Below are 25,901 nucleotides of genomic sequence, written 5' to 3' on the forward strand. Positions count from 1 at the left end.
CCTGCGTTACCTCTTCCCTACTCAGTGCTGCGCTGGCATGCTCACCGCCGACGCAATCCTGAACGTAGTTCACATCCATGAGAGGTGGGGCATGGGTAACGAGCACGTGGGAATCAGCAGACGGGGCCTGCTCGCCGGCGCCACAGCCGTGACGGCTGTCGGCGTGACCGGCGGAAGAGCGTGGGCCTCCGCACCGGGCACCACAACCGGAAAGGACATGCAGGCGGCCGAAATCCCGGCCATCTGGCGGGAGTTCGTGAAGTCCCCCTTCACGCACCCGCAGATCCCGTACATCGGCAGAGCCGGTCAGTGCGCCGGGGCGGCGCACTTCCCCCGTCGCCCCGTCGTGGCCGACGTCCGCGCGTTCGGTGCCAGGCCGGACGGCTCGACCGACGCCGCGCCCGCGATCAACCGGGCCATCGTCGCCGCGGGGAGGAAGGGCGGCGGCACGGTTCTCATACCGCCCGGCGTCTATCGCCTCGACGGCCTGATCCGCGTCGGCCACTCGAACGTCGTCCTGCGAGGCGCCGGCAGCGCCCGTACCACGCTGTACGCGACCAGGAACCTCACCGAGCTGATCGGCCCCTACGGATCGCGTTACGGCGGTGACAAGTCGTCGTGGTCGTGGGCGGGCGGACTCATCTGGCTCTGTCCCACGGCCCGTTGGGACTCGCTCATCACCGCCGTCAAGGCGAAGGACTGGCCCTTCGAGGGCTGGACGGGGAACAAGCGGGACGAGTGGACGACGCTGACGACGGTCGCCCCGGCGCCCCGCGGCTCCTGGTCGGTGACCGTCGCCGACTCGACACGCCTGAAGGCGGGCCGGCTCGTCCTTCTCCGCCTCGCCGACGACACGGACCACACCCTCCTCCAGCACATGGCGGGCGGCGGCCCGGGCCCGGAGGCGTACTCCTGGGACGACAAGACAAAGCTGACCAGTTACGTCCCCTACGAGTGGCCCGTGCGCATCGTGCGGGTGCAGGGCGACAAGGTCACCCTGGAGCGCCCCCTCCCGCTCGACATACGCCCCGAGTGGGACCCGCGTCTCACCACCCATGTCGAGGCGCTCACCGGCGCGGGCGTAGAAGGCCTCACCGTGGACTGCGTCGAGACCCCGCAGTCCCAGCACCTCCTCGACCGGGGTCACAACGGCGTCACGTTCCAGTGCGCGTACGACTGCTGGGCCGACGACATCGTCGTACGCCATGTGGACAACGGTTTCGGCCTGGTGGCAGCCTCCGCCTGCACCCTGCGCAACACCCGTGTCGCGGGCCGGGGTTCACACCACCCGTACTTCTGCCGCGAAGGCTCGCACGACAACCTGGTCGAGGACTTCACGATCGAGGAGCGCACCGCTCCCGCGCCCGCCGGCACCCAACTCCACGGCATCAACGTGGAAGGCCTCTCCTCCCACAACGTCTGGTCGCGCGGCGACATGCGGATGGGCACCTTCGACTCCCACCGCGGCATGCCCTTCGCGAACGTCCGCACCGACATCACGGTCAACAACAACGGCCGCCACGGAGGGGACGCGAGCGCCGGGCCGTTGTTCGGGGCACGCTTCACCCACTGGAACATCCGCGTCTCGAACCACCGGGCGGGCCTGATGAAAATCGACGGCCTCGCGCCCCGCAGTGCCACCGTCGGCCTCAACCACTGCACCGAGTTCGACCAGATCGACGTACCCGACTTCTCCGGAGAGCTGCACACGCGCCTGGAGCTGTACGGCACGAGGGGCGTCGTACGGCCGCGGAATCTGTACGAGGCTCAGCGGGAACTCGCGCGCGATCCGGCGCGGTAGCGGCCCGGGGCGACGCCCACCAACCGCTTGAAGTGGCGCGTCAGATGGGACTGGTCGTAGAAGCCGGTCGCGGCCGCCACCTCGACCGGAGGGTGGCCGTCGAGGAGGAGACGGCGGGCTTGGTCGACGCGGCGGGACATCAGGTACTGGTGCGGGGCGATGCCGAAGGCGGCGCTGAACGCCCGTACCAGGTGGGCCGGGTGGGCGTGCACGAGACGGGCGGCCTCGTCCAGGGCGATACCCGGTACGAGGCGTGCGTCGAGGAGTTCGCGGAGGGCGTGGGCGACTCCGGGGCCGGGCCTCGGCGACAGCCGGTCGTCGTCCGGCCGGGGACGCAGGTGCCCGCGCAGCCGTTCGCCGATGAGGGCGAGCCGGCCGGCTGCTTCCAGTTCGTCGCCGGGGTGCTTCAGGGCCGTGTGCAACTGCCCGACGCGCCTGCGCAGTACGGGGTCGGCCAGCTCCGGGCTGTCCACCGCGGAGCCGATGAAGCTGTCGTCGAGCTGGGTCGCGTCCAGGTAGACCACGCGCTTGCGGAAGCCGTACGGGGTCGCCGGGGCGCCGTTGTGCGGGACGTGCGGCGGGAGCAGCGTGACCGTGTCGTGCGGGGTGCCGTGCTGGTGCCGGTCGAGGTCGTAGCGTACGGCGCCGTCGTCGACGATCAGCAGGGTCCACGCGTCGTGTACGTGCATGGGGTAGGCGTACTCGGTGAAGTGGGCGTGGAACACCTCCACGACACCGGGGACGCGCGGGCGCCAGGCCGAGACCTCGCGCCGAGCCTGCTGCCGGGACACCATGCAAAAAACGTACAAGACGCCGTGGGCGGGCGGTCGGCAGTCTCAGGGCATGAGCACGAGCACGAGCATGAGCGCGAGCACCGAGACCTCTCAGGCCACCCCGGTCACCGGCCCCGTCCGCTTCGACACCAAGATCGCCGTACTCCTGCGGGACGACCTGGAGCCCTGGCAGCGGCTGAATGTGACCGCCTTCCTGGTCAGCGGGCTCGGAACGGAGCTGCCCGAGGTGATCGGAGAGCCTTACGAGGACGCGAACGGCACCCCGTACCTCCCGATGTTCCGCCAGCCCGTCCTGATCTTCGAGGGCTCCAAGGAGCAGCTGACCACGGCCCACGCGCGCGCCCTGTCGCGTGTGCTTCCGCGGTCGGTCTTCACCTCCGACCTGTTCTCCACGGGCAACGACCGCGACAACCGGGCGGCCGTACGGGCCGTGCCCACGGGGGAGTTGGACCTCGTGGGGATCGCTGTGTACGGGCCGCGCAACGCCGTGGACAAGGTGGTGAAGGGAGCGCGGATGCATCCCTGAGGATGCGGCCGGTGCGCCGGCCGCATCCCCGTGGCCCGCGCGGCAGCAGCCTCCCGGCCCCGCGCACCACCGCTCAAGACGCGTCGGAGTGCGAGAAGAAGTCCGCTTCACCGCATCGGCGGCCCCACCGTGCTCATCGAGTTCGCCGGCTGGCGGCTGCTGACCGACCGTAGTGGTCCGCGACGGCGGTGAACGCGGCCTTGGGTTCCCATGGCATGTCGGGGTAGGTGGCTCCGAGGCGGTCCTCGAGGACTTTGACGATGCCGTAGCTGGCCAGGTCCAGGTCCTCGCGGGGGTCGCCGTCGGGGCGGTGCGGGTGGTCGTGGAGCGCGAAGGTGAACACGAAGGTGCTGTCGATGCCTCCCGCGTCGAATGCCTCCAGCAGCTCGCGCAGATACGCGGCCTGACCGGCTTCGTCGCGGGCGTACTCCCCGTTCAGCCGAAGAGGCGCACGGGTGTCCTTGTCGTACTCGACGATCTCCAGACCGTGCGCGCCCCTGTCACCCGCACCGTGGTAGCCGGCCGCGCCGAACTCGGTGATCGCGACCGGCTTTCCCTGCGCCACGAGGTGACGGACGCCTTCGGCGAACCGGTCGGCGATCTCGGCCGACCGGTAGAGATCCATGGACACGATGTCGAAGGGGGCCCAGTCGACGCGCTCAAGCGGCACGGCGGCGTAGGTCACCTTGCCACCGAAGCGCTCGCGGACGAGTGCCGCGGCCTTGCCGAGAAAGTCGTTGACGCGGGCGCTGACCTCGCCGATGTGCTCGCGTACGCGCTGTGGCTGTCTCAGTAAAGCGACCCGTTCGTCAGTGCTGTCGCCGGGCAGGAATCCCTTGTTCATCAGGCTCAGTTCGGCACCGGTGACGAACACGACTTCGGCTCCCCGCTGCCTGAGCCGCTCTGCGCGCTCGGCGCAGTCGGCGAACAGGGACAGCATATCGTCGGGGGTCAGTTCAAGCGGGTAGGGGGAGAACCAGACCTCGAGGCCGAGATCGGCGGCGTAGCCCGCCGCGAGCTCCATCCGTTCCGGATCGCCACCCATGACGCGGACCGCGTTGCAGTGCAGGTCATCGCGCATGATGCGCAGCTCGCGCCTGACCACCTCCGCGTCGAAGCGCTGATGGCCGAGGGCTCCGTTGTAGGCGAAGCCGGTGTCGTAGCTGATGCCTCTGGCTCGCATGCCGTCGTGTCCTCTTCTGGCGTCTTCTGGCGAGAATATTTACGGTACGCGCCGTACCCTAGTTGCTATGAATTAAGGGCTGCAACCAAAATTGGGAAGGTACGAGCAGTGCCGATCGCGAGAAGAAGGCCATGGCGGAGAACCCGAGGGGGCAGTCAGGTGCTGGGCAGACGCGGCGACGCGGAGCAGCCTTGGAGGAGGCGATCCTGCGTGCCGCGGTAGATGAACTCACCGAGTCCGGATATGCCGGGTTGACCATGGACAAGGTCGCCACCCGCGCCGGCACCAACAAGAACGCCCTCTATCGCCGCTGGCCGAACCGCCTCACGCTCGGCATCGCCGCCTATCGGCATCTGGCCACGACGGTCCAACCACCCGACACCGGCACGCTGCGCGGCGACGTCCTTGAGTGGCTACGTCAGGCGAACCGCTACTGGAGCTCCCCCCTCGGCGCAGTTCTGCGCGAACTGCTTGCTGCGGCCGGCGGCGCGTCGGAACTCCTGGCGCAGCTGCATGAACAGTCCGGCGACGCCGCAGCGGCACCCTGGTTGACCATCCTGGGGCGCGCGGTCGCACGCGGTGAAGCTGCTCCCGAGGCGCTCCATCCACGGGTCGCCACTGCGGCCATGGTCCTGCTGCGCAACGAGTTCGTCGTGCGCGGGGTCCCTACCGCACCCGACGACGTCCTCGTCGAGATCGTCGACGAGGTGTACCTGCCACTGGTGCGCGGCCGAGGCGGAGTTCCCGCGCATGCGGCGCCGCATGGCAGGCCCGGGGCTTGACGCTCGCACGGCGTCCGCCTCGACCGCACTGGCAGCACAGGCCCCGCCGAAGTCGGGGAAGGACAGCATCAAGTGCAATGGGTCTGGTCCCGCTGAAGTGAGCGGTGGGGCCAGACTCATTTTCTCAGTCTTCTAGGGGAGTTCCAGTCGGGCGATCTCCCCTATTTCCAGGGCGATGTAGAGGGCGCGGTCGGGGCCCACGGTGAGGCCGTGCGGTTCTGAGTCCGGTGTGGGCAGGTCGTACTCCTCGATGTCTCCGTCGGGGGTGATGGACCCGACCCTGCCCGCGCCCCATTCGGTGAACCAGCAGAGACCGGTAACCGGATCGGCGGTGATGGCGTGGGGACGGCAGGACCGGTTCGGGAGGGGGAACTCGGTCACCCGGCCGTCCACGCCGATGCGGCCGATCTGCCCGGCGCCGATCTCCACGAACCACAACGCACCGTCCGGGCCGGCCGTGATGCCGACCGGCGCCGCCTGCTCGGTGGGAAGAGGGTGGATGGTGATCCGGCCCTGGTGGTCGATGCGGCCGATCGCGTTTGCCTGGTTGAGCGTGAACCACAGCGCGTCGTCGGGACCGCCCGCGATGGCGGACGGAAACGAACCGCTGACCGGCAGGGGGTACTCGGTGATCCGGCCGGCGGTGTCGATACGGCCTATCCGGTCGGTGTGCATCTGTGTGAACCACAGGGCGTCGTCGGCTGCGGCGGTGATACCGAACGGGCCGCATCCGGGCGTGGGAACCGGGAAGGACGACACCTGGCCGGTCACGGTGATGCGACCGATGTGATGGTCGTGGCTGCGGGTGAACCACAGTGCACCGTCGGGACCCGGTGTGATGACCGATGGCCTGCACGACGCGGGGTCGAGCCGGTGGCGGTCGAGCCGGCCGTCGAGCACGTCGAGCCTGCCATCGGGCCCGCCGCCGGGCGCGAGGCGGGCGATTTCACCGGCGTGGACCAGGGTGAACCACAGGGCGCCGTCGGGGCCCGTGGTGATGGCGTACGGGCCTGCTGTGGCGTCGGAGACGGGTAAGTGGTCGATCGAGACGGCGTGACGGGACAGAGTCGGCTCCTTCTTCATCTACCGGAACGACGAGGACGATGGATGCGGTTGCGGCCGCCGTGGACCGGTCGGGGTCCACGGCGGCCGGCGTCGCGGCATCGTGACGGTCAGGGGGTGAGGCTGCCGTACGGCCGCGTAATGATCTCCATGCCGTGCCCCACGGGATCCATGAAGTACAGACCGCGCCCGCCGTGGTGACGGTTGATCTCGCCAGCCTGCTTGAGGGCTGGATCGGCGTAGTACGTGATCCCCGCCCGCTGGATGCGCTCCAGCGCGGCGTCGAACTCGTCGTCGCTGATGAGGAAGGCGTAATGCTGCGGGGCGATCGACTCGGCCGGGATGGTGGCGAAGTCCAGCGTGACGCCGTTGCTGAGGGCGACCGGGACGAACGGACCCCATTCGGCGCCTACTTCGAGATCCAGAATATGAGCCAGGAACTCGGCGGACTCCCGGTTGGCCCGGGCGTGGATGATGGTGTGGTTCAACTCGACAGACAAGGTGGAATGCCTCCGAAGGCATCTCCCGACACCTCCATGCCTCACCCAGCCGGTGACCGACACGCGATGCCGTGCCGTGATCATACGAACGGCGCCATTTGCTGTCGAGGGAATTCTCCCCAAGTCGTCGGCGCGTCAGCGGAGTTGCGTTCGTCCTGCTCGCCGCCCAGCAGTGTCCTACTGAGCGGAGCCGGTTTCCTCCACCATGTCGCTGTCCGGTGTGGCGCCGTCGGCGGGCGGGCCTGGGCGCTCGTTCGCGACGGCGCGCTCCCAGTGCTCCTCGACCGTCTCGCTGCTTCCCCTGCCGCCGTCGGCGGCGCTGCGCGCTGCGGACCTGGCGGGGCTGTCCAGGGACTCGGACACCCGTGTACCGGCGGTGCCGCCGAACGGTTCGTACCGCTCGTTGTCGGGGTCGAAGTGCCCGGCGAACACATAGCCGCGACCGGGCGCGAGCGCGACGCCCCCTTCGCCGGCTGTCACATTCCCCTCGTTGTCCACGTACGCCATGGTGTTGACGATCACGGTGCCTGCGGGGCTGCCCTTGAACGCCTTGGCCACCTTGACCTGCCACTGCTGTTCCAGCTCGCCTGCCTGGTCGGTCTCGTTCTGGCCGACCTTCTTCACCACGCGGCCGTAGAACACATCGGTGGAGGCGAAGGAGACGTACTCGTCTTTGGACAGATCAGGTACCAGCAGATCCTCCTTGACTGTCGGCTCCGCCACATAGATGTCACTGTCGCTGCCGGTGTTCCACACGGTGAAGGCCGCCGCGCCGAGGACAGCGGCCGCGGCAACGCTCACGGCGACGATTCGGATCTTGCTCTTCGCAGACATCAGTTCCCCCAGAGCTTGTGATAGTCGCTGCGGTCACGTCGCCGCCGGAGACGGTGTCGCCGGAGGCCAGGACGCTTTCGTGGACGTGGTGACCGTGCATCCCGGGGCCGCCGTGGCGGGGCAGCAGCGACGGGTGGATGTTGAGGATGGAGCCAGCGTAGGTATCCAGCGTGGCCGGGCCGATCTTCTTCATGTAACCGGCGGTGACCACCAAGTCGATGCAGTGCTCGCGCAGGGCAGTGAGCATGGGTGGTCCAGGTGGTCTGTTCCGGGGTGAGTGCGGCCGGACAGAAGTCGGCCTTCAGGTCGACGGGCCCTGCCACCGGTGACTGGTCTGCCCCCCCAGCGGTGTTCATGCGCTCGACGTGACCTTCGTATGCAGGTCCGGTCCCAGTTCCAGTCCCAGCGCGCCGGCCGGTCTGTGGGCGCGACGCCCTCCCCGGGTCTCACATCTCTTGCGAACGGGGCACAACCATTTGGACGCCCCGCGGGTCACACCAGACAGGAGCAAAAAGCTTCAAAGGTCACAAGGGGGAAATATGCGATTCAATCGTTCTGTCCTGGCCGCCACCGCGTTAGCGGCCCTGTCGGTGGGGGCAACGACCGCCCTGGCGGCGCCTGCCTCCGCCGCGGCCGACACCACGCCGCAGAAGGTCTGCGGAAGCGCCTACAAGACCGTGAACTCGGCGCCCGTCGGCTCGCGGGGCACCGTCTACCTGACGTACAACTCCTCGACCGGCAAGAACTGCGTCGCGACCATCCGCAACAACCCGGGCACCGCCGTGGACATGTCCGCATGGATCTACGTCCCCGACACCGACCAGGGGGACGAGGACTACGGGCAGTACAGGTCGTACGCGGGGCCGACCTACGTCTACGGCAAGGGTCACTGCGTCGACTGGGGCGGCAACATCGACAACGTGTACGTGCAGGTGTCCGGCTCCAACTGCGGCTCCCTGAAGGAGCACCGGGTCACCTTCACCCGATGACCCGCCGCTCCTGTCCGGCCATCACGTTCCCGTAGTGGTCCGGATCGTCCTGGCAGAACTCGCGGAGTCTGCCAGGACGAGTGCGTGCGGGCCCTCCGTTCAGGATCCTGCGGTGGGCCGGCACGCCGGTTGTGATGGATCGTCACGGGTCCGGCGTCGTACGCGGCTCAATGCTCACGCCGCGCCGGCCGACTGCTTCGCGGCCGACTGCTTCGAAGCCGACTCCGGCGCGGTGGTCGCCTCGCCGGTCGCCTCGGCGGTCGGCTCCTGCGCCGGAAGCCTCCGCATCAGCGCCCCGTACCCCACCGCGGCCCCCGTGCCGACGACGGCACACACCCCCCACAGCCACTCGGCCCCGTACCGGTCGATGACGAAGCCCGCCATCAGCGGGGCGACCAGACCGGCCACCGCCCAGGACAGCATGTACATGCCTTGGTAGCGGCCCCGACCGTGGAGCGGGGAGAGGCGGACGACCACGCCCGTCTGCGTGGGCGCGTTGATCATCTCGCCCAGCGTCCACACGCACACCGTCAGCGCGAAGACGCCCACCGAGCCCGCGAAGGCGGTCAGCCCGAAGCCGTACCCCGCCAGGAGGGACGAGACCACGAGCAGCCGCCTCGGATCCCGGTGTTCGATGAAGCGGGTGACGGGGATCTGGAGGGCGACGATCAGTACGCCGTTCACGGCGATCGCCATCCCGTAGTCGGCCGGTGTGAAGCCGGCCTCGCCCATCGCCACCGGCAGCCCCACCATGCCCTGCTGGAAGATCAGCGCGACGAGGAAGGACAGGCCGACCACGCTCATGAAGCGGCCGTCGCGCAGGACGGTGCCGAGGCCCACCTTCGGCTCCGCGGTCTTCTCCGTCTCCGTACGCACGGGCCGGGACTCCGGCAGCTTGGCGAAGACGACCAGCGCGCAGACGAGCGTCATCCCGGCCTCGATCAGGAACCCGGCGAGATAGCTGAACTCGGCGATGAAGCCGGCGGCCATCGAGGAGAGGGCGAATCCGAGGTTGATCGCCCAGTAGTTGAGCGAGAAGGCGCGGACGCGGTCCTCGGGCCGGACGATGTCGGCCATCATCGCCTGCACGGCGGGCCGGGAGGCGCTGCTCGCCATCCCCACCAGGAAGGCCACGCCCGCGATCGCGAGCGGGTGGTGCATGAAGCCGAGTAACGCGACGGAGACGGCCGTCGACAACTGTGAGACGAGCAGGGTCGGCCGCCGGCCGATGCGGTCCGTCATCACGCCGGCGCCGAGCGAGGAGATGACACCGCCGAGCCCGTGCAGCGCGGCGACGAGTCCGGCGTACGAGGCGGAGTAGCCGCGGTCGAGCGTCAGGTAGAGGGCCATGAAGGTGGCGACGAAGGCCCCGAGCCGGTTGACGAGCGTGCTGATCCACAGCCACCAGAACGCGCGGGGGAGTCCGGAGACGGATGCGCGTACTGCGCGTTTCAGGGCGGCACGTGACATCAGGAATCCCCCACGGACGTACGACAGAAGGAAGCGGCTCAGCAGCAAGCCGCTCCGAAGCTCAGAAGTAAGTGGCCAAGGCGCCGAGCACAACTTACGGGCAGGGGATCCGAGGAGCCACTCAATTAACAAATGCCGTCAACTGTCCGGCCGTCGGGCGAGGACCTGCCCGCCTGCCCTCCGCCCGGTTGTCCGCCTTCCGGGCAGGCGTACAAGCGATCTGTGGGTTGGATTACGCTCAGGCCCATGGCCGACGCACCGTACAAGCTGATCCTCCTCCGCCACGGCGAGAGCGAATGGAACGCGAAGAACCTGTTCACCGGCTGGGTGGACGTGAACCTCAACGAGAAGGGCGAGAAGGAGGCAGTCCGCGGCGGTGAGCTGCTCAAGGACGCCGGCCTGCTGCCCGACGTCGTGCACACCTCGCTCCAGAAGCGCGCGATCCGCACCGCGCAGCTGGCGCTGGAGGCCGCCGACCGCCTCTGGATCCCCGTCCACCGCTCGTGGCGCCTGAACGAGCGCCACTACGGCGCCCTTCAGGGCAAGGACAAGGCCCAGACCCTCGCCGAGTTCGGCGAGGAGCAGTTCATGCTGTGGCGCCGCTCGTACGACACGCCTCCGCCGCCGCTGGACCAGGACGCGGAGTACTCCCAGTTCGACGACCCGCGCTACGCCACGCTCCCGCCGGAGCTGCGCCCGCGGACCGAGTGCCTCAAGGACGTCGTCGTCCGCATGCTCCCGTACTGGTTCGACGGCATCGTCCCGGACCTGCTGACCGGCCGCACGGTCCTGGTCGCGGCCCACGGCAACTCGCTGCGCGCCCTCGTCAAGCACCTCGACGGCATCTCCGACGCGGACATCGCGGGCCTGAACATCCCGACGGGCATCCCGCTGTCGTACGAACTCGACGCCGACTTCAAGCCGGTCAAGCCGGGCGGCACCTACCTCGACCCCGAGGCGGCCGCGGCGGCGATCGAGGCGGTCAAGAACCAGGGCAAGAAGAAGTAACCTGACGCGATCAAGCCCCCTACCTGCGGCTTTGCTGCGGGTAGGGGGCTCCTCAATGTCCTGGGGCCGTACGCCGAGAGGGGCTACTCGGCAGCCAGGGCCTCCCGCATCGCCTTTGCGGTGGCGGTCGGGTCGTAGCCCTCGGGGACGCCTTCGACCAGGATGATGTCGCCCTCGATGTGCCGCGAGCGCAGCGGCGCGATCTCCTGGTATGCGGCTGAGTCCCACCAGGCCCGCGCCTCGGCGATCCCGGGGAAGCCAATCACCACGACGCTCCCGGACCAGCTGCCCTCCTTCACCTCGTGCTGCGTGACGTGCACGAGGAAGCGTCCGCCGTACGGCTCGAAGGTGGCGGGGATGCGCTCGATGTACTCGGCGATCTCCGGGTGCGGGGCGGCCTCTTGCAGGTGAGCTATGGCGTAGGCGGGCATGGTGTCCTTCCGGTCGGTCGGGCTCCGTAACGCCGAGAGAATGGCATGTCGACGCACCGAGGTCGATGACCTGACAGGTAAGCACCCGCGCCTACCCCGAAGGCGAGCTGCACCTGGTGAGGGACCGTGAAAGACGCTTCAGACGCGGGGTACTGGCGAGCTTCGGACCTCACGGGCGACCATGGAACGCATGACTGACCAACCCGCACGATGGAGCCAGGCAACTGTCTACCCCGACATGTGGGCTGACCCGGACGACGACCCCCGCCACAGCGAAGGTGTCAGTCCGGACGGCGAGCTTGCGACGCTGCAGGACTTCCTGACGGGTTACCGCATGACCCTGCGGATGAAGTGCGAGGGCCTGGACGCGGAGCAACTGGCCCGCCGGTCGGTTCCGCCGTCGACGATGTCGCTGCTCGGCCTGCTGCGGCATCTCGTCGAGGTGGAACGGGACTGGCGCAACTGGATCAGCGACGGTGATCCGCTGCCGAAGCTGTACGGCGAGGGTGACGCGGACTTCGACGGAGCTGTCGCCGAACAGGCCGAGGTCGACGCCGCGTACTCCGCTCTGGAGCGCGAGCAGGCCGCGACCGACGCCGCGCTGGCCGAGCACCCGGATCTGAGCGAGCGTCTGGGCAAGGACGGGTGCTCGGTTCGGGAGCTGATGGTGCACAGGATCGAGGAGTATGCCCGTCACTGCGGGCACGCCGACCTGTTGCGCGAGTGCGTCGACGGAAGGGTGGGCCAGTGACGAGGGCCGGGGGTTGCATCCGCCGCCGGAGGCGCATGCGATCACCTGGTGGGGCGGCTACTTCTCGTCGTTCAACGCCTTGCTGATCTCCCACAGGCGCTCCTCGGGCAGCGCGAAGGCATTACACGGGTTTCGGTAGGAATATCCGCCGTCGTTGATCCAAACGTCATCTGCCAATTCCCAGTGTGGAGCCTCCCATTGGCCCTGGTTCTCAAGGAGCATGCTCGCTACGTCGGCTGGTTCTTCGATCAAAGTGAGAGCGGTGAGCGCCGTGGCGAGGGCAGCGGCCGCGTCATCGGGAAGTCGTGCGTCGCCGAGTGTCGGGAAGAGCAACAGGAGACGGGCGTCGGTGTCGGCAACGCCCTCCGATTCCGGCTGTCGAGCAACAGACACCAGTTCTGACCAGGCCATGCCGGGGCCCATGAAGTGACCATCGTCCACAGTGAAGGTTTCCGCTGCGGACCAAGCCGGGTGATGCATCAGATAGTCCACCCCTCGGTCGCCCTCGATGTTGCGGTAGGCGACGTGGATGGTGTGGCCGGAGCGCAGGGGCACGCTGAACACCGGCCACCCACGCTCGGCGGAGAGCCCTCGGTACAGCTCCATGGCGGCGTCCCAGTCAGCACCGAACGCGGCTCGTTGCGCGTCCTCGCCACGCAAACAGGTGCCGAGGTGCACGGGCCAGAACAACGGATCGTCCAGGTAGGCGCCGCCCTCGACCAGCGGGCCGTGTTCGTATCCGGGGATCTTCAGCACGCGAGGATGATGGCACGAGGGACCGACACCAGAGCCCGAGGCCAGCCAGTAACTAGGGCTCTGACCAGCGAAAACCCACTCCGGCCTGAGTCAGACGTTCGTCGTGGCGCCGACGATGGCGGAGAAGATGCGGTCCTGCGAGGTGGTCGGCACATTGAAGAAGCCGTTGTTGCGGCCCAGCCGCAGCACCGCCGCCTCGTCCGCGACGGCCTTGACGTCTCCCAGGTTGTGGCTGATGAGGATCACCCCCATGCCCTGCTCTCGGAGCTCGTCGACGAGGTCGAGGACATGGCTGGCCTGTGGGACGCCGAGCGCCGCCGTGGGCTCGTCCAGGAGGACGGCCTTCGGGCGGCCGAGCAGCGCGCGGGAGATCGCGACGGTCTGCCGCTGGCCCGCGGACAGTGACGCGACCGGAGTACGCAGATCGGGGACGCGGATGCCGAGTGCGTCGAGCTGCCCGCGTGCCTCCCTGCGCATGCCGCCGGTGTCCATCAACCGGAACAGGCTGCCCCGGACGCCGGGGCACCGCCGCTCCCGTCCCAGGAAGAGGTTCTCGGCGACATCGAGGTCGTCGCACAACGCCAGGTTCTGGTACACGGTCGCGATGCCCAGGCGCCGCGCGATCCGGGGGCTCCTGATCTGCACGGCACGGCCCTGCCACTCGATGACGCCCTTGTCGGCGGGGGCGACACCCGCGATGACCTTGATCAGCGTGGACTTGCCGGCGCCGTTGTCACCCAGAAGGGCGACGACCTCACCCTCGTGGATCTCCAGGTCGACGTCCTTGAGTGCCTGGACGGCGCCGAACCGCTTGGAGATTCCGCGCAGCGCGAGCAGGGGCGGCCCAGTCACGCGAACCTCACCTTCTCCGCGCGACCGCGGTGACGCCGCGCGGCCTCGGTGCAGCCCCGACCACGGGTGAGTCCGGCCACCCCTCGACAGGACCAGGGCTCTCCCTATTCCGATCACAATCTTTCGTCTCAATCGGGACGTACGCAACGCAGAGCGTAGGAAACCCTCTAGCCGCCGAAGAGGGGATCAAAGTGGCACAGTGCGATATTTACGAACAATCTAGACACACGCGGTGTAGATGTAGGGGTCCCGCGACGCTGGCCCCGGCCGGAGGAGGGTGTCACCGATGGCACACCACCACACCGTCCGCAAGCGCAGCCGACCACGGCATCCCCGGCAGGGGGCGACGCTCCTGCTCGTGGGCGCATTGCTGCTCGGCGCAGCCGCCTGCGGCGGGAATCAGGACTCCACGGGGGGCGACGGGACGCAGAAGGTCACGGTCGGCCTGGTGACCAAGACCGAGACCAATCCGTTCTTCGTGTCCCTGCGCAAGGCCGCCGCGGCCGCGGCGAAGGAGGACAACGCCGAGCTCATCGCCCTGTCCGGCAAGTTCGACGGCGACAACGAGGGCCAGGTCGCCGCGGTGGAGAGCCTCATCGCCCGTCACGTGGACGGAATCCTGATCACACCGTCGAACACGACGGGGATCCTGGGCGCCATCGCGGAGGCCCGTCGGCAGGGCATCCTGGTGATCGCGTTGGACACCGCGACGGACCCGGAGGACGCGGCGGACGCCACGTACGCGACCGACAACTTCAAGGCCGGACGCCTCCAGGGCGCCTACGTCAGGGCCGCGCTCGCCGACCGGGACCCCAAGCTGTTCATGCTCGACGGCACGGAGGGCTCCACGGTCAGCCAGCAACGCCACGACGGCTTCCTCAGCGGCTTCAGGATCAAGAACGACTCACCGGTGATCCTCGGACGGGCGATCACCAACGGCGACCGCAATCGGGCGCAGGCCGCGATGGAGAACCTGCTGCAGCGTACGAGCGACGTGAACTCGGTCTACACCATCAACGAACCTGTGGCCGACGGCGCCTACACGGCCCTCGCCGCACGCGGCCTCAGCCGGCAGGTGACCATCGGCTCCATCGACGGCGGATGCGACGGTGTGCGCGACGTCAGAGCAGGCAAGTACGCGGCCACCGTCATGCAGTTCCCGGTCAGGATGGCCGACCTGGGCGTGGCCGCGGTCACCGACTTCGTCAGGGACGGGAAGAAACCGTCCGGCTTCACGGACACGGGCACGGAACTCATCACCGACAAGCCAGTGCGGGGACTGGCGTCCCAGAACACGGACTGGGGACTCCAGCGCTGCTGGGGGTGACCTCCGGGCGCCGCCCGGGCGAAGGGATCAGTAACGGATCATGAGATCTCCCGTCACCCCCCGTCCCGCCGCCGACAGGGAGCCGGGCACCCCGCTGCGGGACACCCTGCGGTACGCCCTGCGCACCCCGACCATCGGCCCGCTCGCGGCCCTGGCCGTCGCCGTACTGGTCTTCTCGGTCACGACGGACACGTTCCTGGTGCCGGAGAACCTTTCACTGGTACTGCAGCAGTCCATCGTGATCGGCACGCTGGCACTGGGGCAGTCCCTGATCATCCTCACCGCGGGCATCGACCTGGCGAACGGGGCCATCGCGGTCCTCGGCACGATCGTCATGGCCAAGCTCGTCTTCGAGGGGAACAGCGCCGCGGCGGCGCTGCTGCTCGGCCTGGCCGTGGCGACCTTCCTCGGGCTCGTCAACGGCCTGCTCGTGGCCCGGCTGGGCCTGCCCCCTTTCATCGTGACCCTGGGGGCCCTGACCGTCATCTACGCCGTGAGCAGGCTCTACTCCGACTCCCGCAGCTATCCGGTGACCAACGATCAGCTGGTCTTCTGGGGGAACGGCGTCGACGTCGGCGGCGTCCTCGTCACCTGGGGGACGTTCCTGCTCGTGGGGCTGTACGCGTTCTTCTGGTACGTGCTCACCAAGACGGCCTGGGGCCGGCACATCTACGCCGTCGGCAACGCACCCGAGTCAGCCCGCCTGACCGGCATCAACGTGCCGCGCACGGTCCTGTCGGTCTACATCACCGCCGGACTCCTGTATGGCATCGCCGCCTGGCAGGCCCTCGGCCGCATCCCCAACGCCGACCCCAACGCCTACCAGACGGCGAACCTGGAGAGCATCACCGCCGTCGTCATCGGCGGGACCAGCCTCTTCGGCGGCCGGGGAAGCGTCGCCGGAACGCTCATCGGAACGCTCATCGTCACCGTGCTCCGCTCCGGCCTCACCCAGGCGGGCATCGACAGCCTCTACCAGGACGTCGCGACCGGGACCCTCGTCATCGTCGCGGTCGGCGTCGACAAGGTCCTTCGCATCAGAGGCAGCACACGCTGACACCGGCATTCCCCTCACACGCGTGGGCCCCGTCGACAGGACGGGGCCCACGCGTACGACCGTACGTAGGGATCGCTCAGCCGCACTGGCAGGGGTTGCCGGACTGGCAGCCGCAGCCGCAGCCCGAGCCGCAGCCGCAGGCGCCGACGAGCGGGAGGCTCTTGATCTCGGCGGGCTGCTGGGTCTCGCGCTCCTGGGTGGGGTCGGGTGTGGCGGGGGATTCGGCCATGGGTCCCTCCTCGAAGGCTGGTGCCTGTCGCCCATTGCATGCCCGCACCGTCAGGCGCATCAACGGCGCATTGAGGCTTGCCGGCCCTGCCGAAACCCGAGGCCGCGCCCGAGCCACGCCCGGGCCGCGCCCCGCGCCCGTCCGCGGAGCGCTACGCCCCCTCCACCCCCGAGGAGGCCGAGACCCCATCAGCGTGCTCACCCGTCACCAGGTACACCACACGGTTCGCCACCGACACCGCGTGGTCCGCGAAGCGCTCGTAGTAGCGGCCCAGCAGGGTCACGTCCACGGCCGTCTCGATGCCGTGCTTCCAGCGGTCGTCCATGAGGTGCTGGAAGAGGGTGCGGTGCAGGAGGTCCATCGCGTCGTCGTCCTGCTCCAGCTGCAGCGCGAGGTCGACGTCCTTTGTGATGATGACCTCCGCCGCCTTCGCCATCAGGCGCTGCGCGAGCTGGCCCATCTCCAGGATCGTGGCGTGCAGGTCGTGCGGAACCGCACGCTCCGGGAAACGGAGGCGGGCGAGCTTCGCCACATGCTGGGCCAGGTCGCCGGAGCGCTCCAGGTCGGCGGACATACGCAGTGACGTGACCACGATCCGCAGATCCGTCGCCACCGGCTGCTGCCGGGCCAGGAGCGCTATCGCCCGCGCCTCGAGATCGTGCTGGAGATCGTCGACCTTCTGGTCGCCCGCGATCACGCTCTCCGCCAGCTTCAGATCGGAGTCGAGGATCGCCGTCGTGGCGCGACCGATCGCCGACCCGACCAGTCGGGCCATCTCGACCAGGCCCTCGCCGATCGAGTCAAGTTCCTCGTGGTACGCGTCGCGCATCAGGATGTCCCTCTCTACGTCTGCTTCGGGGGTTCAGGGGGCTCGTGAACCCCACGCTCCCACGGTCCGCGCCGAACGCGTCCGTTTCCGCCACCCCAAATGAACCATCCTTGGCCCCAAGGTGAACTCTGGGCGACGACGTGCCCTCTCTCCGGCGTGATCTCCTTCGAAGTCACCCGGACGAAGTGAACCGGCATCATCCCCCGAGTGAACTCTGGGCGACGAGTGTTCGAGTCGGCCCTCCGACCGCTGTGAGCGGGGCGTACGGCACGCCTAACCTGGGTGCCATGGACGTGAACGCGGCGGTCGCCGCAGCGGCAGCGATCGCCGGTGTACTCACCGGTGTGATCGCCATGCTGGCGTTCCGCTGGAGCGAGCGCGAACAGAAGCGCCCCACCCGCACCTCCCTGCACACGGACCCGGTGCTTCCGCCAGGCGTGGACACGGTCCTGTCCGTCCTCCGTTCCTCCGCCGTCGTGCTCGACGAGTCCGACGCCGTGGTCAAGGCCAGCTCGGCGGCGTACGCCCTCGGTCTCGTCCGTGGCGGGAAACTGGCCGTCGAACCGATGCGGCAGATGGCCCGCGACACCCGGCGCGACGGCGAGATACGGCAGGTCGAACTGGACCTGCCCCGGCGGGGCACGGGCCGCGGCGAGGCCCTCGCCGTGTCCGCGCGCGTCGCTCCGCTGGGCTCCCGGCTCGTGCTCCTCCTCGTCGAGGACCTCACCGAGGCCCGCCGTATCGAGGCCGTACGACGCGACTTCGTCGCGAACGTCAGCCACGAGCTCAAGACCCCCGTCGGCGCGCTCTCCCTGCTCTCCGAGGCCGTCATGGACGCCTCCGACGACCCGGAGGCGGTGGAGCGCTTCGCCGGACGCATGCAGATCGAGGCCACCCGCCTCACCAGCCTCGTCCAGGAGCTGATCGACCTCTCCCGGGTCCAGAACGACGACCCACTGGAGGACGCCGAGCCGGTCCGGGTGGACGAACTGGTCGCCGAGGCGATCGACCGCTGCCGCCACCAGGCAGGCACGAAACAGATCACGATGGCCGCCGGAGGCACTGCGGACCTGCGCGTCTGGGGCAACCGCGGCCAGCTGGCGGCAGCCCTCGGCAACCTCGTCGAGAACGCGGTGAACTACTCGCCCGCCCGTACGCGGGTGGGGATAGCCGCGCGCCGGGTGACCGCGCCCGGCGGAGACCTCATCGAGGTCGCCGTCACCGACCAGGGCATCGGCATCTCCGAGAAGGACCGGGAGCGCGTCTTCGAGCGCTTCTACCGCGTCGACCCGGCCCGCTCCCGTGCCACCGGAGGCACCGGCCTGGGGCTCGCGATAGTCAAGCACGTGGCCGCCTCGCACGGCGGGGAGGTTACGGTGTGGAGCTCCGAGGGACAGGGCTCCACCTTCACCCTGCGGCTGCCGGAGGCGGGCGCGGCCCGCAACCGCTCGGCCGACCGCCCGTCCGGCACCACGCAGGACATCGAGTCCGGCCACGCGCCGGACAACGAGTCCGACCGCACGCCGGACCACGACTCCGATCACACACCAGATCAAGTGTCCGACCTCGACGAAGGCGTCGACGCCGGGCGTCCCGACGGGACGACCACCGTCTCATCCGCGTACGAACCGTATTCCCCGGAGGTCCTTCCGTGACCCGAGTGCTCGTCGTCGAGGACGAGGAGTCCTTCAGCGACGCCCTGTCCTACATGCTCCGCAAGGAGGGCTTCGAGGTCGCCATCGCGACCACCGGACCCGATGGTCTCGACGAGTTCGAGCGCAACGGCGCCGACCTCGTCCTGCTCGATCTGATGCTGCCCGGCCTGCCCGGCACCGAGGTGTGCCGCCAGCTGAGGGGACGGTCCAACGTCCCGGTGATCATGGTCACCGCCAAGGACAGCGAGATCGACAAGGTCGTCGGCCTGGAAATAGGAGCCGACGACTATGTGACCAAGCCCTTCTCCTCGCGCGAGCTGGTCGCCCGCATCCGCGCCGTCCTGCGCCGCCGCGGCGAGCCCGAGGAGGTCACCCCGGCCGCCCTGGAGGCGGGCCCGGTGCGCATGGACGTCGACCGCCACGTGGTCACCGTCTCCGGCTCCAAGGTCGACCTCCCTCTCAAGGAGTTCGACCTCCTCGAGATGCTGCTGCGCAACGCGGGCCGCGTCCTCACCCGCATGCAGCTCATCGACCGCGTCTGGGGCGCCGACTACGTGGGCGACACGAAGACGCTCGACGTCCACGTGAAGCGACTGCGCGCGAAGATCGAGCCGGACCCGGGTGCGCCCAGATATCTGGTGACGGTGCGCGGGCTGGGCTACAAGTTCGAGCCGTAGACCGAACCGCCGGCGCACCGGCGCACCGCCGCACCTCGTACGTGCCGAAGGGCGGGACCCCTGGAGAGGGGTCCCGCCCTTCGTACGTACGGGAGGCGCCGCGTACGGGAAAACCGTCGCCGTGCGCCGGAGCTCAGTGCCCGGCGGCCGCGTCCTCGTCGGGAGCCGTGGGGGTCGCGCCCGACGACGCCGTGTCGCCGGTGCCGGTGCCGCCCTCGCCCTGTTCCGCCTGGCCCGAGCCCGGCTCGGACGTCGAGCCCGAGGGGGACCCTGACGGCGATCCGGAGGGGGTCGGGCTCTTGGACGCCCCGGTGCCCGGCGCCGCCGGAGTCTCGCTCGGGCCCCACTGGGAGAAGTAGCCGTCGGACGGGACGACGAACGCTTCCAGCTTCACGTCACCGGTCTTGCTGAAGGTGAAGGTGACCGGCTGCGCATTGCCGTTCTCGAGCGCCTCGCCCTCGGCCAGCACGGCGGAGGCGTTGCCCTTGCCGCCGATGATCACTGAGCCGCCGGCCGGGACGGTCAGCGAGCCGGAGCCCTTCGCGGGCTTGATCGTGACGGGCTGCGCGACGCCGTCCACCTTGATCGATTCCAGGGTCTGCGCGGTGCGGCCGCCGTTGAACAGCGTCGCGGAGACCACGGCCGGGCCCGGCGTCTCGGCCTCGGGCTGTGTGATCACCACGGCGTTCTGGATCTTGATGTCGCCGACCTTGGTCGCGGCGTTGTCCGGCTTGATCTCCAGCGTCTGGGCGTTGCTGCCGGCGCCGCACGCGGCGAGCGAGGCGATCGAGAACGCGATGGCGGCGGCGGCGAGGGAGCCGCGTCGAAGGCTGCTGCTCACGGCGGCGGCAACTCCTTGAACGTGGGCGAAGCAGAGCGGCTTCCCTATTAAAGCCACCCTCGGTATCTGTCAGCGGCCTTAGGCTACCGACCCGCTCCCGGGCCACCGCACCCGACCCGCCTCTAGGGTCTGTCCGGCGCCTCGCGGCTCCATCACGCCGGGACCGGGCCCCTCTGTTGTGACTGTCCTCGGGGAAGGGGGAGCCCGTTGGCCCATTCCATAAGAAGCGAGAACCTCGACAACCCCGAGAACGCCCGACAACCCCGAGAACCCCGTGAACGCAAGAACCCCATCAACCACAAGAACCCCAAGGGCATCATCACTGAACCCACGAGTAACTCCCACACCAGCTTGCGGATTTCCCGTAAGGAATGCATGGGGAGTCCGGGGAATTGATCTTCGGTCACCGTGATCAATTCCGATTCGTCTCGCACCCGACTCCGAGGACCGAACGGAGTAGCGGAAGTCTCGTCCGTGGAAGCCGACAAATCCGGACGTTCAGCCACGTGAGTGGGTCTCCGAGGTGTTGTAACGTGCGCGTTTCACCTCCCCCGAGGAACGGCTCCGACCTGCGAATACCGTCCTCCGAAGCCCCCTCGCAGCACGTTCCTGTTGTTGTTGTCAAGCCCCGAGATATGCCCTGACCTGCGAAAACGCCATTCAGAAGACGCGGTTCTCGTGTTACCCTGGATAGCCACGGAAGGGGTACCTGTCACATGACGTTCAAGGTTGGCGACACCGTGGTCTATCCCCATCACGGGGCCGCGCTGATCGAGGCCATCGAAACTCGTCAGATCAAAGGCGTGGACAAGACCTACTTGGTGCTGAAGGTCGCCCAGGGCGACCTGACGGTGCGTGTGCCAGCGGACAATGCGGAGTTCGTCGGCGTGCGTGATGTGGTCGGTCAGGACGGGCTGGACCGGGTCTTCGAGGTGCTGCGCGCGCCGTATGCCGAGGAGCCCACGAACTGGTCGCGTCGTTACAAGGCAAATCTCGAGAAGCTCGCCTCCGGCGATGTCATCAAGGTAGCGGAAGTGGTCCGCGACCTGTGGCGTCGTGAGCGCGAGCGTGGGCTGTCCGCCGGTGAGAAGCGCATGCTCGCCAAGGCTCGGCAGATCCTGGTGAGCGAGCTCGCCCTCGCGGAGAACACCAATGAGGACAAGGCCGAGGCTCTGCTCGACGAGGTCCTCGCGTCCTGACGCCCGTCCCACTCTGATCGCTTCCAGACCAGGGGCGAAAAGAGCGGTCCGGCGCAATTGAATGCCGCGGTGCCCGATGACGTAAGTTCTGTCGCCGGGCGCTGCGGCATGTTCGTACCCGGACACCGTACGCTCATACGTCGGAGGCTGCGACTTGTTTCCCGGCCCCGATACTTGGCGTGCCGGGCCCGGGCAGCTGGCTCGACCAGATGTCACGGAAGGGTCCGGTCAAGGCGTCGCGCCCGGCACGCTGTGGCCATACCCATGTCGGCCGAGCACACAAACCTGACAGGAACCGATGTCTGACGATTCGCGCCCTTCGCCTTCGGGGGCCCGTACCGCGGCCGTGATTCCGGCCGCCGGCCGAGGCGTGCGCCTCGGCCCGGGCGCCCCCAAAGCGCTTCGCGCGCTGAACGGCACTCCCATGCTCATCCACGCGGTGCGCGCCATGGCCGCGTCCCGCGCCGTCTCGTTGGTCGTCGTCGCGGCTCCGCCCGACGGCACCGCCGAGGTCAAGGCGCTCCTCGACTCGCACGCGCTGCCCGAGCGGACCGACTTCCTCGTCGTCCCCGGTGGAGACTCCCGCCAGGAGTCCGTGAAGCTCGGGCTCGACGCACTGCCGCCCGGCATCGACATCGTGCTCGTGCACGACGCGGCCCGGCCGCTGGTGCCCGTCGACACGGTCGACGCGGTCATCGAGGCGGTACGCGACGGAGCCGTGGCGGTCGTGCCGGCGCTGCCGCTCGCCGACACCGTCAAGGAGGTCGAGCCGCGCGGCGACGGCTCGCTCGAGCCCGAGCCGGTGGTCGGGACGCCCGAGCGGGCTCGGCTGCGTGCCGTGCAGACTCCGCAGGGCTTCGACCGTGACACCTTGCTGCACGCCCACGAGGCCGTCACGAACGCTGTCACCGACGACGCCGGGATGGTCGAGCAGGTGGGCAAGCCGGTCGTGGTCGTGCCGGGGCACGAGGAGGCGTTCAAGGTGACCCGGCCGCTCGACCTGGTCCTCGCCGAGGCGGTCCTGGCTCGGAGGAGGGCGAACGATGGCTTCTGAGCGTCCCGAGAGGATCGAGAGCATCGAGCGCTCCGAGTCTCCCCAGCAGGTGCTGCTGCCGCAGGTCGGCGTCGGGACCGACATCCACGCCTTCGAAGAGGGGCGTGAGTTGTGGTGCGCGGGGCTGAAATGGGAGGGCGAGGGCGCCGGGCTGGCCGGGCACTCCGACGCGGACGTCGTCGCGCATGCCGCGTGCAATGCGCTGTTCTCGGCGGCTGGGCTGGGGGATCTCGGGGCGCACTTCGGTACGGGGCGGCCCGAGTGGGCCGGTGCGTCCGGTGTCACGCTCCTTGCCGAGGCCGTGCGCATCGTGCGCGACGCGGGTTTCACGATCGGCAACGTCGCCGTTCAGGTTGTCGGGCCGCGGCCCAAGATCGGCAAGCGTCGGGATGAGGCGCAGGCGCTTCTGTCCGGTGTGGTGGGGGCGCCTGTCTCGGTCTCCGGTGCCACGACCGACGGGCTTGGGTTTCCGGGGCGGGACGAGGGGCTGATGGCGATCGCGACAGCGCTCGTCGTGCGCACGGGCTGACCCCGGGGGTTTTCGCCCCCGCCGCCCCTACCGCAGTCGCCCTGGGCGGGAGGGGGTGGGGGGGTGGGGTTCGTATTTCGGGTGCGGGTCGGTTGTGGCTGGTCGCGCAGTTCCCCGCGCCCCTGAAGGGCGCGCCCCACTCACCCGGCGAGCCGCTATACCACCGGAGGTAGGGGCACTGGCTGGGGGCCACTACCCTGGAGGGGTGACTATTCGCCTGTACGACACCAGCGCTCGGCAGATCCGTGACTTCGCCCCGCTCACGCCGGGTTGTGTTTCGATCTACCTGTGCGGTGCCACCGTGCAGGCCGCCCCCCATATCGGGCACATCCGGTCGGGGCTCAACTTCGACATCATGCGCCGCTGGTTCGACTACCGCGGCTACGACGTGACGTTCGTCCGCAATGTCACCGACATCGACGACAAGATCATCAAGAAGGCCGCGGAGCAGAACAGGCCGTGGTGGTCGATCGGTTACGAGAACGAGCGCGCGTTCAACGACGGCTACCAGGCCCTCGGCTGCCTGCCGCCCACGTACGAACCCCGCGCCACCGGCCACATCACCGAGATGGTCGAGATGATGCGCACGCTCATCGAGCGCGGGCACGCCTACGAGGCCGACGGGAACGTCTACTTCGACGTGCGCTCCCTCCCCGGCTACCTCTCCCTCTCCAACCAGGACCTGGACGATCTGCGCCAGCCCTCCGAGGAGGGCGAGACGGGGAAGAGGGACCCCCGTGACTTCGCCATGTGGAAGGCCGCGAAGGCGGGGGAGCCGAGCTGGGAGACGCCCTGGGGTCGCGGCCGGCCGGGCTGGCACCTGGAGTGCAGCGCCATGGCCCACAAGTACTTGGGCTCCGCGTTCGACATCCACGGCGGCGGCATCGACCTGATCTTCCCGCACCACGAGAACGAGATCGCCCAGGCGAAGGGCTTCGGCGACGACTTCGCGCGGTACTGGGTGCACAACTCGTGGGTCACCATGAGCGGCGAGAAGATGTCCAAGTCGCTGGGCAACTCCGTCCTCGTGAGCGAGATGGTCAAGCACTGGCGGCCGATCGTGCTCCGCTACTACCTCGGCACCCCGCACTACCGCTCGACCATCGAGTACAGCGAAGAGGCCCTGCACGAGGCCGAGTCGGCGTTCGCGCGCATCGAGGGCTTTGTGCAGCGCGTCATCGAGCTGGCCGGGGGCGAGGTCGCCCCCGCCGACGAGGTGCCGCCCGCCTTCGCCGAGGCCATGGATGACGACCTGGGCGTTCCCCAGGCCCTCGCCATCGTGCACACCACGGTCCGGCAGGGCAACAGCGCGCTGGCCGCGGACGACAAGGAAGCGGCCGTGGCCCGGCTCGCCGAGGTCCGTGCCATGCTCGGTGTCCTCGGTCTCGACCCGCTCGACCCGCAGTGGGCGGGCGAGAGCGAGCGCGGCCAGGACCTCCACGGCGTTGTCGACGCCCTCGTACGCATGGTTCTCGACCAGCGCGAGGCCGCCCGCGGCCGCAAGGACTGGGCCACCGCCGACGCCATCCGCGACCAGCTCAACCAGTCGGGCCTCGTCATCGAGGACAGCCCGCAGGGCCCGCGCTGGTCGCTCGGCCCGCGCTGAGCACCGTCATACTCGTAGACACCAGTACGACGTAGGCATCCACAGAGTCAACGCATCCACAGAGTTACGCATCACAGAGAACAGAGACAGGTAGGTCATGGCCGCGAACAACCGTCGCATGTCCGGCAAGAAGGGCGCGCAGGTCGGCAGTGGCGGCCAACGGCGCCGGAGCCTGGAAGGCAAGGGCCCCACGCCGCCCGCCGAGATGCGCAAGGGGCACGCCAAGCAGCGCGCCGCGCAGGCCAAGGTGCGCCGCGCGACCGGGCGCCCCGGCCCCAAGGGCCGCGGTGGCAGGTCCGCGTCCGAGATGGTCGTCGGCCGCAACCCGGTCGTCGAGGCGCTGCGCGAGGGCGTGCCCGCCACCATGCTCTACGTCCAGCAGTTCATCGACAACGACGAGCGGGTGCGCGAGGCGCTCCAGCTCGCCGGTGAGCGCGGCGGCATCCACCTCATGGAGGCCCCCCGCCCCGAACTCGACCGTATGACCAACGGCCTCAACCACCAGGGCTTGGTCCTCCAGGTCCCGCCGTACGAGTACGCGCACCCCGAGGACCTCGCCGCCGCCGCGTACGACGAGGGCCAGGACCCGCTGATCGTCGCGCTCGACGGCGTCACGGACCCGCGCAACCTCGGCGCTGTCGTCCGCTCCGTCACCGCGTTCGGCGGCCATGGCGTCGTCGTACCCGAGCGTCGCGCCGCCGGCATGACCGCGGGCGCCTGGAAGACCTCGGCCGGCACCGCCGCCCGTACGCCCGTCGCGCGCGCCACCAACCTGACGCGCGCCCTGGAGGCGTACAAGAAGGCGGGCATCGCCGTCGTCGGCCTGGCCGCCGACGGCGAGATCGAACTCGGCGACCTCGAAGCCCTCGCGGGCCCCGTCGCCATCGTCGTCGGCAGCGAGGGCAAGGGCCTGTCCCGACTCGTGGGCGAGACCTGCGACTTCCGGGTGCGGATTCCGATGCCGGGCGGTGCGGAGTCGCTGAATGCCGGTGTGGCGGCGGGAGTTGTGCTGTACGAGGCGGCGCGGCGCCGCGCCTGAGTCCGCGTTGCCCGTGCTCGGGGGTGGTCCGAAAAGGCCTCCCCCTGGGGCAATGTGGGCGGGCGGGGTGATCTTGACGCGGTCCGGACAGATCGGCCCGGCCAAACCAGTGTCCTAACG

General features: G+C 69.1%; 28 protein-coding genes. 15 read left to right on the forward strand and 13 right to left on the reverse strand.

The window, feature by feature from the left end; all coding sequences use genetic code 11:
- Positions 1–91 precede the first annotated feature (91 nt).
- Positions 92–1,801: a glycosyl hydrolase family 28-related protein gene (locus FE633_RS27490; protein ID WP_138047877.1), complete on the forward strand. Its 1,710-nt coding sequence runs from the start codon at positions 92–94 to the stop codon at positions 1,799–1,801.
- Here FE633_RS27490 and FE633_RS27495 read toward each other — a convergent pair.
- A complete protein-coding gene (locus tag FE633_RS27495) occupies positions 1,768–2,595 on the reverse strand; it encodes a helix-turn-helix transcriptional regulator (protein ID WP_138047878.1) in 828 nt (275 codons plus the stop codon). The genes FE633_RS27490 and FE633_RS27495 overlap by 34 nt on opposite strands.
- Positions 2,596–2,644: 49 nt before the next feature.
- Between FE633_RS27495 and FE633_RS27500 the strand changes: the two genes are divergently transcribed.
- Entirely contained in the window at positions 2,645–3,121 is a 477-nt protein-coding gene (locus FE633_RS27500) for a DUF2000 family protein (protein ID WP_425473234.1), read from the forward strand.
- A 133-nt stretch (positions 3,122–3,254) separates the two neighbouring features.
- Here the strand turns inward: FE633_RS27500 and FE633_RS27505 are convergent, their stop codons facing one another.
- The gene (locus FE633_RS27505) at positions 3,255–4,304 is read right to left on the reverse strand and encodes a glycoside hydrolase family 113 protein (RefSeq protein WP_138047880.1); all 1,050 of its coding nucleotides are present in this window, start codon (positions 4,302–4,304) and stop codon (positions 3,255–3,257) included.
- Positions 4,305–4,435: 131 nt separating this feature from the next.
- Here FE633_RS27505 and FE633_RS27510 point away from each other — a divergent pair, with 131 nt between their 5' ends.
- Complete coding sequence (locus tag FE633_RS27510; RefSeq protein WP_138047881.1) at positions 4,436–5,086, forward strand: TetR/AcrR family transcriptional regulator; 651 nt, start codon at positions 4,436–4,438, stop codon at positions 5,084–5,086.
- 132 nt (positions 5,087–5,218) lie between these two features.
- Here FE633_RS27510 and FE633_RS27515 read toward each other — a convergent pair whose 3' ends face one another.
- The 4 genes from FE633_RS27515 to FE633_RS27530 form a co-directional block, all read right to left on the reverse strand.
- Entirely contained in the window at positions 5,219–6,169 is a 951-nt protein-coding gene (locus FE633_RS27515) for a Vgb family protein (protein WP_138047882.1), read from the reverse strand.
- 89 nt (positions 6,170–6,258) lie between these two features.
- Positions 6,259–6,648 carry a VOC family protein gene (locus FE633_RS27520; protein WP_138047883.1) on the reverse strand — a complete coding sequence of 130 codons (390 nt, stop codon included), beginning with the start codon at positions 6,646–6,648 and terminating at the stop codon, positions 6,259–6,261.
- 177 nt (positions 6,649–6,825) lie between these two features.
- Positions 6,826–7,449, reverse strand: coding sequence for a hypothetical protein (locus FE633_RS27525; protein ID WP_212747285.1), 624 nt, complete (start codon positions 7,447–7,449; stop codon positions 6,826–6,828).
- Entirely contained in the window at positions 7,379–7,729 is a 351-nt protein-coding gene (locus tag FE633_RS27530) for a formyltransferase family protein (RefSeq protein WP_138047885.1), read from the reverse strand. The genes FE633_RS27525 and FE633_RS27530 overlap by 71 nt, the downstream gene beginning before the upstream one ends.
- Positions 7,730–8,021: 292 nt before the next feature.
- Here FE633_RS27530 and FE633_RS27535 point away from each other — a divergent pair, with 292 nt between their 5' ends.
- Positions 8,022–8,471, forward strand: a complete 450-nt coding sequence (locus FE633_RS27535; RefSeq protein WP_138047886.1) for a spore-associated protein — start codon at positions 8,022–8,024, stop codon at positions 8,469–8,471.
- A 174-nt stretch (positions 8,472–8,645) separates the two neighbouring features.
- Here FE633_RS27535 and FE633_RS27540 read toward each other — a convergent pair whose 3' ends face one another.
- Positions 8,646–9,941: an MDR family MFS transporter gene (locus FE633_RS27540; RefSeq protein WP_138047887.1), complete on the reverse strand. Its 1,296-nt coding sequence runs from the start codon at positions 9,939–9,941 to the stop codon at positions 8,646–8,648.
- Positions 9,942–10,187: 246 nt separating this feature from the next.
- Between FE633_RS27540 and FE633_RS27545 the strand changes: the two genes are divergently transcribed.
- Entirely contained in the window at positions 10,188–10,949 is a 762-nt protein-coding gene (locus FE633_RS27545) for a phosphoglyceromutase (RefSeq protein WP_119100182.1), read from the forward strand.
- An 83-nt stretch (positions 10,950–11,032) separates the two neighbouring features.
- On the opposite strand, the gene FE633_RS27550 is transcribed toward FE633_RS27545, so the two are convergent.
- A complete protein-coding gene (locus FE633_RS27550; RefSeq protein ID WP_138047888.1) occupies positions 11,033–11,380 on the reverse strand; it encodes a DUF1330 domain-containing protein in 348 nt (115 codons plus the stop codon).
- Between the two features lie 181 nt (positions 11,381–11,561).
- On the opposite strand from FE633_RS27550, the gene FE633_RS27555 reads away from it, so the two are divergent.
- Entirely contained in the window at positions 11,562–12,131 is a 570-nt protein-coding gene (locus FE633_RS27555; RefSeq protein ID WP_138047889.1) for a DinB family protein, read from the forward strand.
- A 57-nt stretch (positions 12,132–12,188) separates the two neighbouring features.
- Here FE633_RS27555 and FE633_RS27560 read toward each other — a convergent pair whose 3' ends face one another.
- Entirely contained in the window at positions 12,189–12,887 is a 699-nt protein-coding gene (locus tag FE633_RS27560) for a hypothetical protein (protein ID WP_138047890.1), read from the reverse strand.
- A gap of 90 nt (positions 12,888–12,977) precedes the next feature.
- A complete protein-coding gene (locus tag FE633_RS27565; protein WP_138047891.1) occupies positions 12,978–13,739 on the reverse strand; it encodes an ATP-binding cassette domain-containing protein in 762 nt (253 codons plus the stop codon).
- A 286-nt stretch (positions 13,740–14,025) separates the two neighbouring features.
- On the opposite strand from FE633_RS27565, the gene FE633_RS27570 reads away from it, so the two are divergent.
- On the forward strand, positions 14,026–15,066 hold the full coding sequence (locus FE633_RS27570) for a substrate-binding domain-containing protein (RefSeq protein ID WP_138047892.1): 1,041 nt from the start codon (positions 14,026–14,028) through the stop codon (positions 15,064–15,066).
- 40 nt (positions 15,067–15,106) lie between these two features.
- Complete coding sequence (locus FE633_RS27575) at positions 15,107–16,123, forward strand: ABC transporter permease (protein ID WP_138047893.1); 1,017 nt, start codon at positions 15,107–15,109, stop codon at positions 16,121–16,123.
- Between the two features lie 76 nt (positions 16,124–16,199).
- Here the strand turns inward: FE633_RS27575 and FE633_RS47445 are convergent, their stop codons facing one another.
- Together FE633_RS47445 and phoU are read right to left on the reverse strand one after the other, a co-directional pair.
- The gene (locus FE633_RS47445; RefSeq protein WP_162931088.1) at positions 16,200–16,352 is read right to left on the reverse strand and encodes a hypothetical protein; all 153 of its coding nucleotides are present in this window, start codon (positions 16,350–16,352) and stop codon (positions 16,200–16,202) included.
- A gap of 151 nt (positions 16,353–16,503) precedes the next feature.
- Positions 16,504–17,181 carry a phosphate signaling complex protein PhoU gene (gene phoU / locus FE633_RS27580; RefSeq protein ID WP_138047894.1) on the reverse strand — a complete coding sequence of 226 codons (678 nt, stop codon included), beginning with the start codon at positions 17,179–17,181 and terminating at the stop codon, positions 16,504–16,506.
- Positions 17,182–17,468: 287 nt separating this feature from the next.
- Between phoU and FE633_RS27585 the strand changes: the two genes are divergently transcribed.
- Positions 17,469–18,836 carry a sensor histidine kinase gene (locus tag FE633_RS27585; RefSeq protein ID WP_138047895.1) on the forward strand — a complete coding sequence of 456 codons (1,368 nt, stop codon included), beginning with the start codon at positions 17,469–17,471 and terminating at the stop codon, positions 18,834–18,836.
- Between the two features lie 5 nt (positions 18,837–18,841).
- A complete protein-coding gene (gene phoP, locus FE633_RS27590; RefSeq protein ID WP_010985401.1) occupies positions 18,842–19,513 on the forward strand; it encodes a two-component system response regulator PhoP in 672 nt (223 codons plus the stop codon).
- A 133-nt stretch (positions 19,514–19,646) separates the two neighbouring features.
- On the opposite strand, the gene FE633_RS27595 is transcribed toward phoP, so the two are convergent.
- Positions 19,647–20,354, reverse strand: coding sequence for a copper chaperone PCu(A)C domain-containing protein (locus tag FE633_RS27595; protein WP_138047896.1), 708 nt, complete (start codon positions 20,352–20,354; stop codon positions 19,647–19,649).
- A 716-nt stretch (positions 20,355–21,070) separates the two neighbouring features.
- Between FE633_RS27595 and FE633_RS27605 the strand changes: the two genes are divergently transcribed.
- The 5 genes from FE633_RS27605 (at position 21,071) to rlmB (ending at position 25,781) form a co-directional block, all read left to right on the forward strand.
- Entirely contained in the window at positions 21,071–21,553 is a 483-nt protein-coding gene (locus tag FE633_RS27605; protein WP_003953493.1) for a CarD family transcriptional regulator, read from the forward strand.
- A 298-nt stretch (positions 21,554–21,851) separates the two neighbouring features.
- A complete protein-coding gene (gene ispD / locus FE633_RS27615; RefSeq protein ID WP_138047897.1) occupies positions 21,852–22,607 on the forward strand; it encodes a 2-C-methyl-D-erythritol 4-phosphate cytidylyltransferase in 756 nt (251 codons plus the stop codon).
- Entirely contained in the window at positions 22,597–23,136 is a 540-nt protein-coding gene (ispF, locus tag FE633_RS27620) for a 2-C-methyl-D-erythritol 2,4-cyclodiphosphate synthase (protein ID WP_246113854.1), read from the forward strand. Before ispD ends, ispF begins: the two co-directional genes overlap by 11 nt.
- 205 nt (positions 23,137–23,341) lie before the next feature.
- Positions 23,342–24,742: a cysteine--tRNA ligase gene (gene cysS, locus FE633_RS27625; RefSeq protein WP_138047898.1), complete on the forward strand. Its 1,401-nt coding sequence runs from the start codon at positions 23,342–23,344 to the stop codon at positions 24,740–24,742.
- 97 nt (positions 24,743–24,839) lie between these two features.
- Positions 24,840–25,781: a 23S rRNA (guanosine(2251)-2'-O)-methyltransferase RlmB gene (gene rlmB / locus FE633_RS27630; RefSeq protein ID WP_138047899.1), complete on the forward strand. Its 942-nt coding sequence runs from the start codon at positions 24,840–24,842 to the stop codon at positions 25,779–25,781.
- Positions 25,782–25,901 lie beyond the last annotated feature (120 nt).

Source organism: Streptomyces montanus (genome assembly GCF_005786655.1).
GTDB lineage: Bacteria > Actinomycetota > Actinomycetes > Streptomycetales > Streptomycetaceae > Streptomyces > Streptomyces sporangiiformans.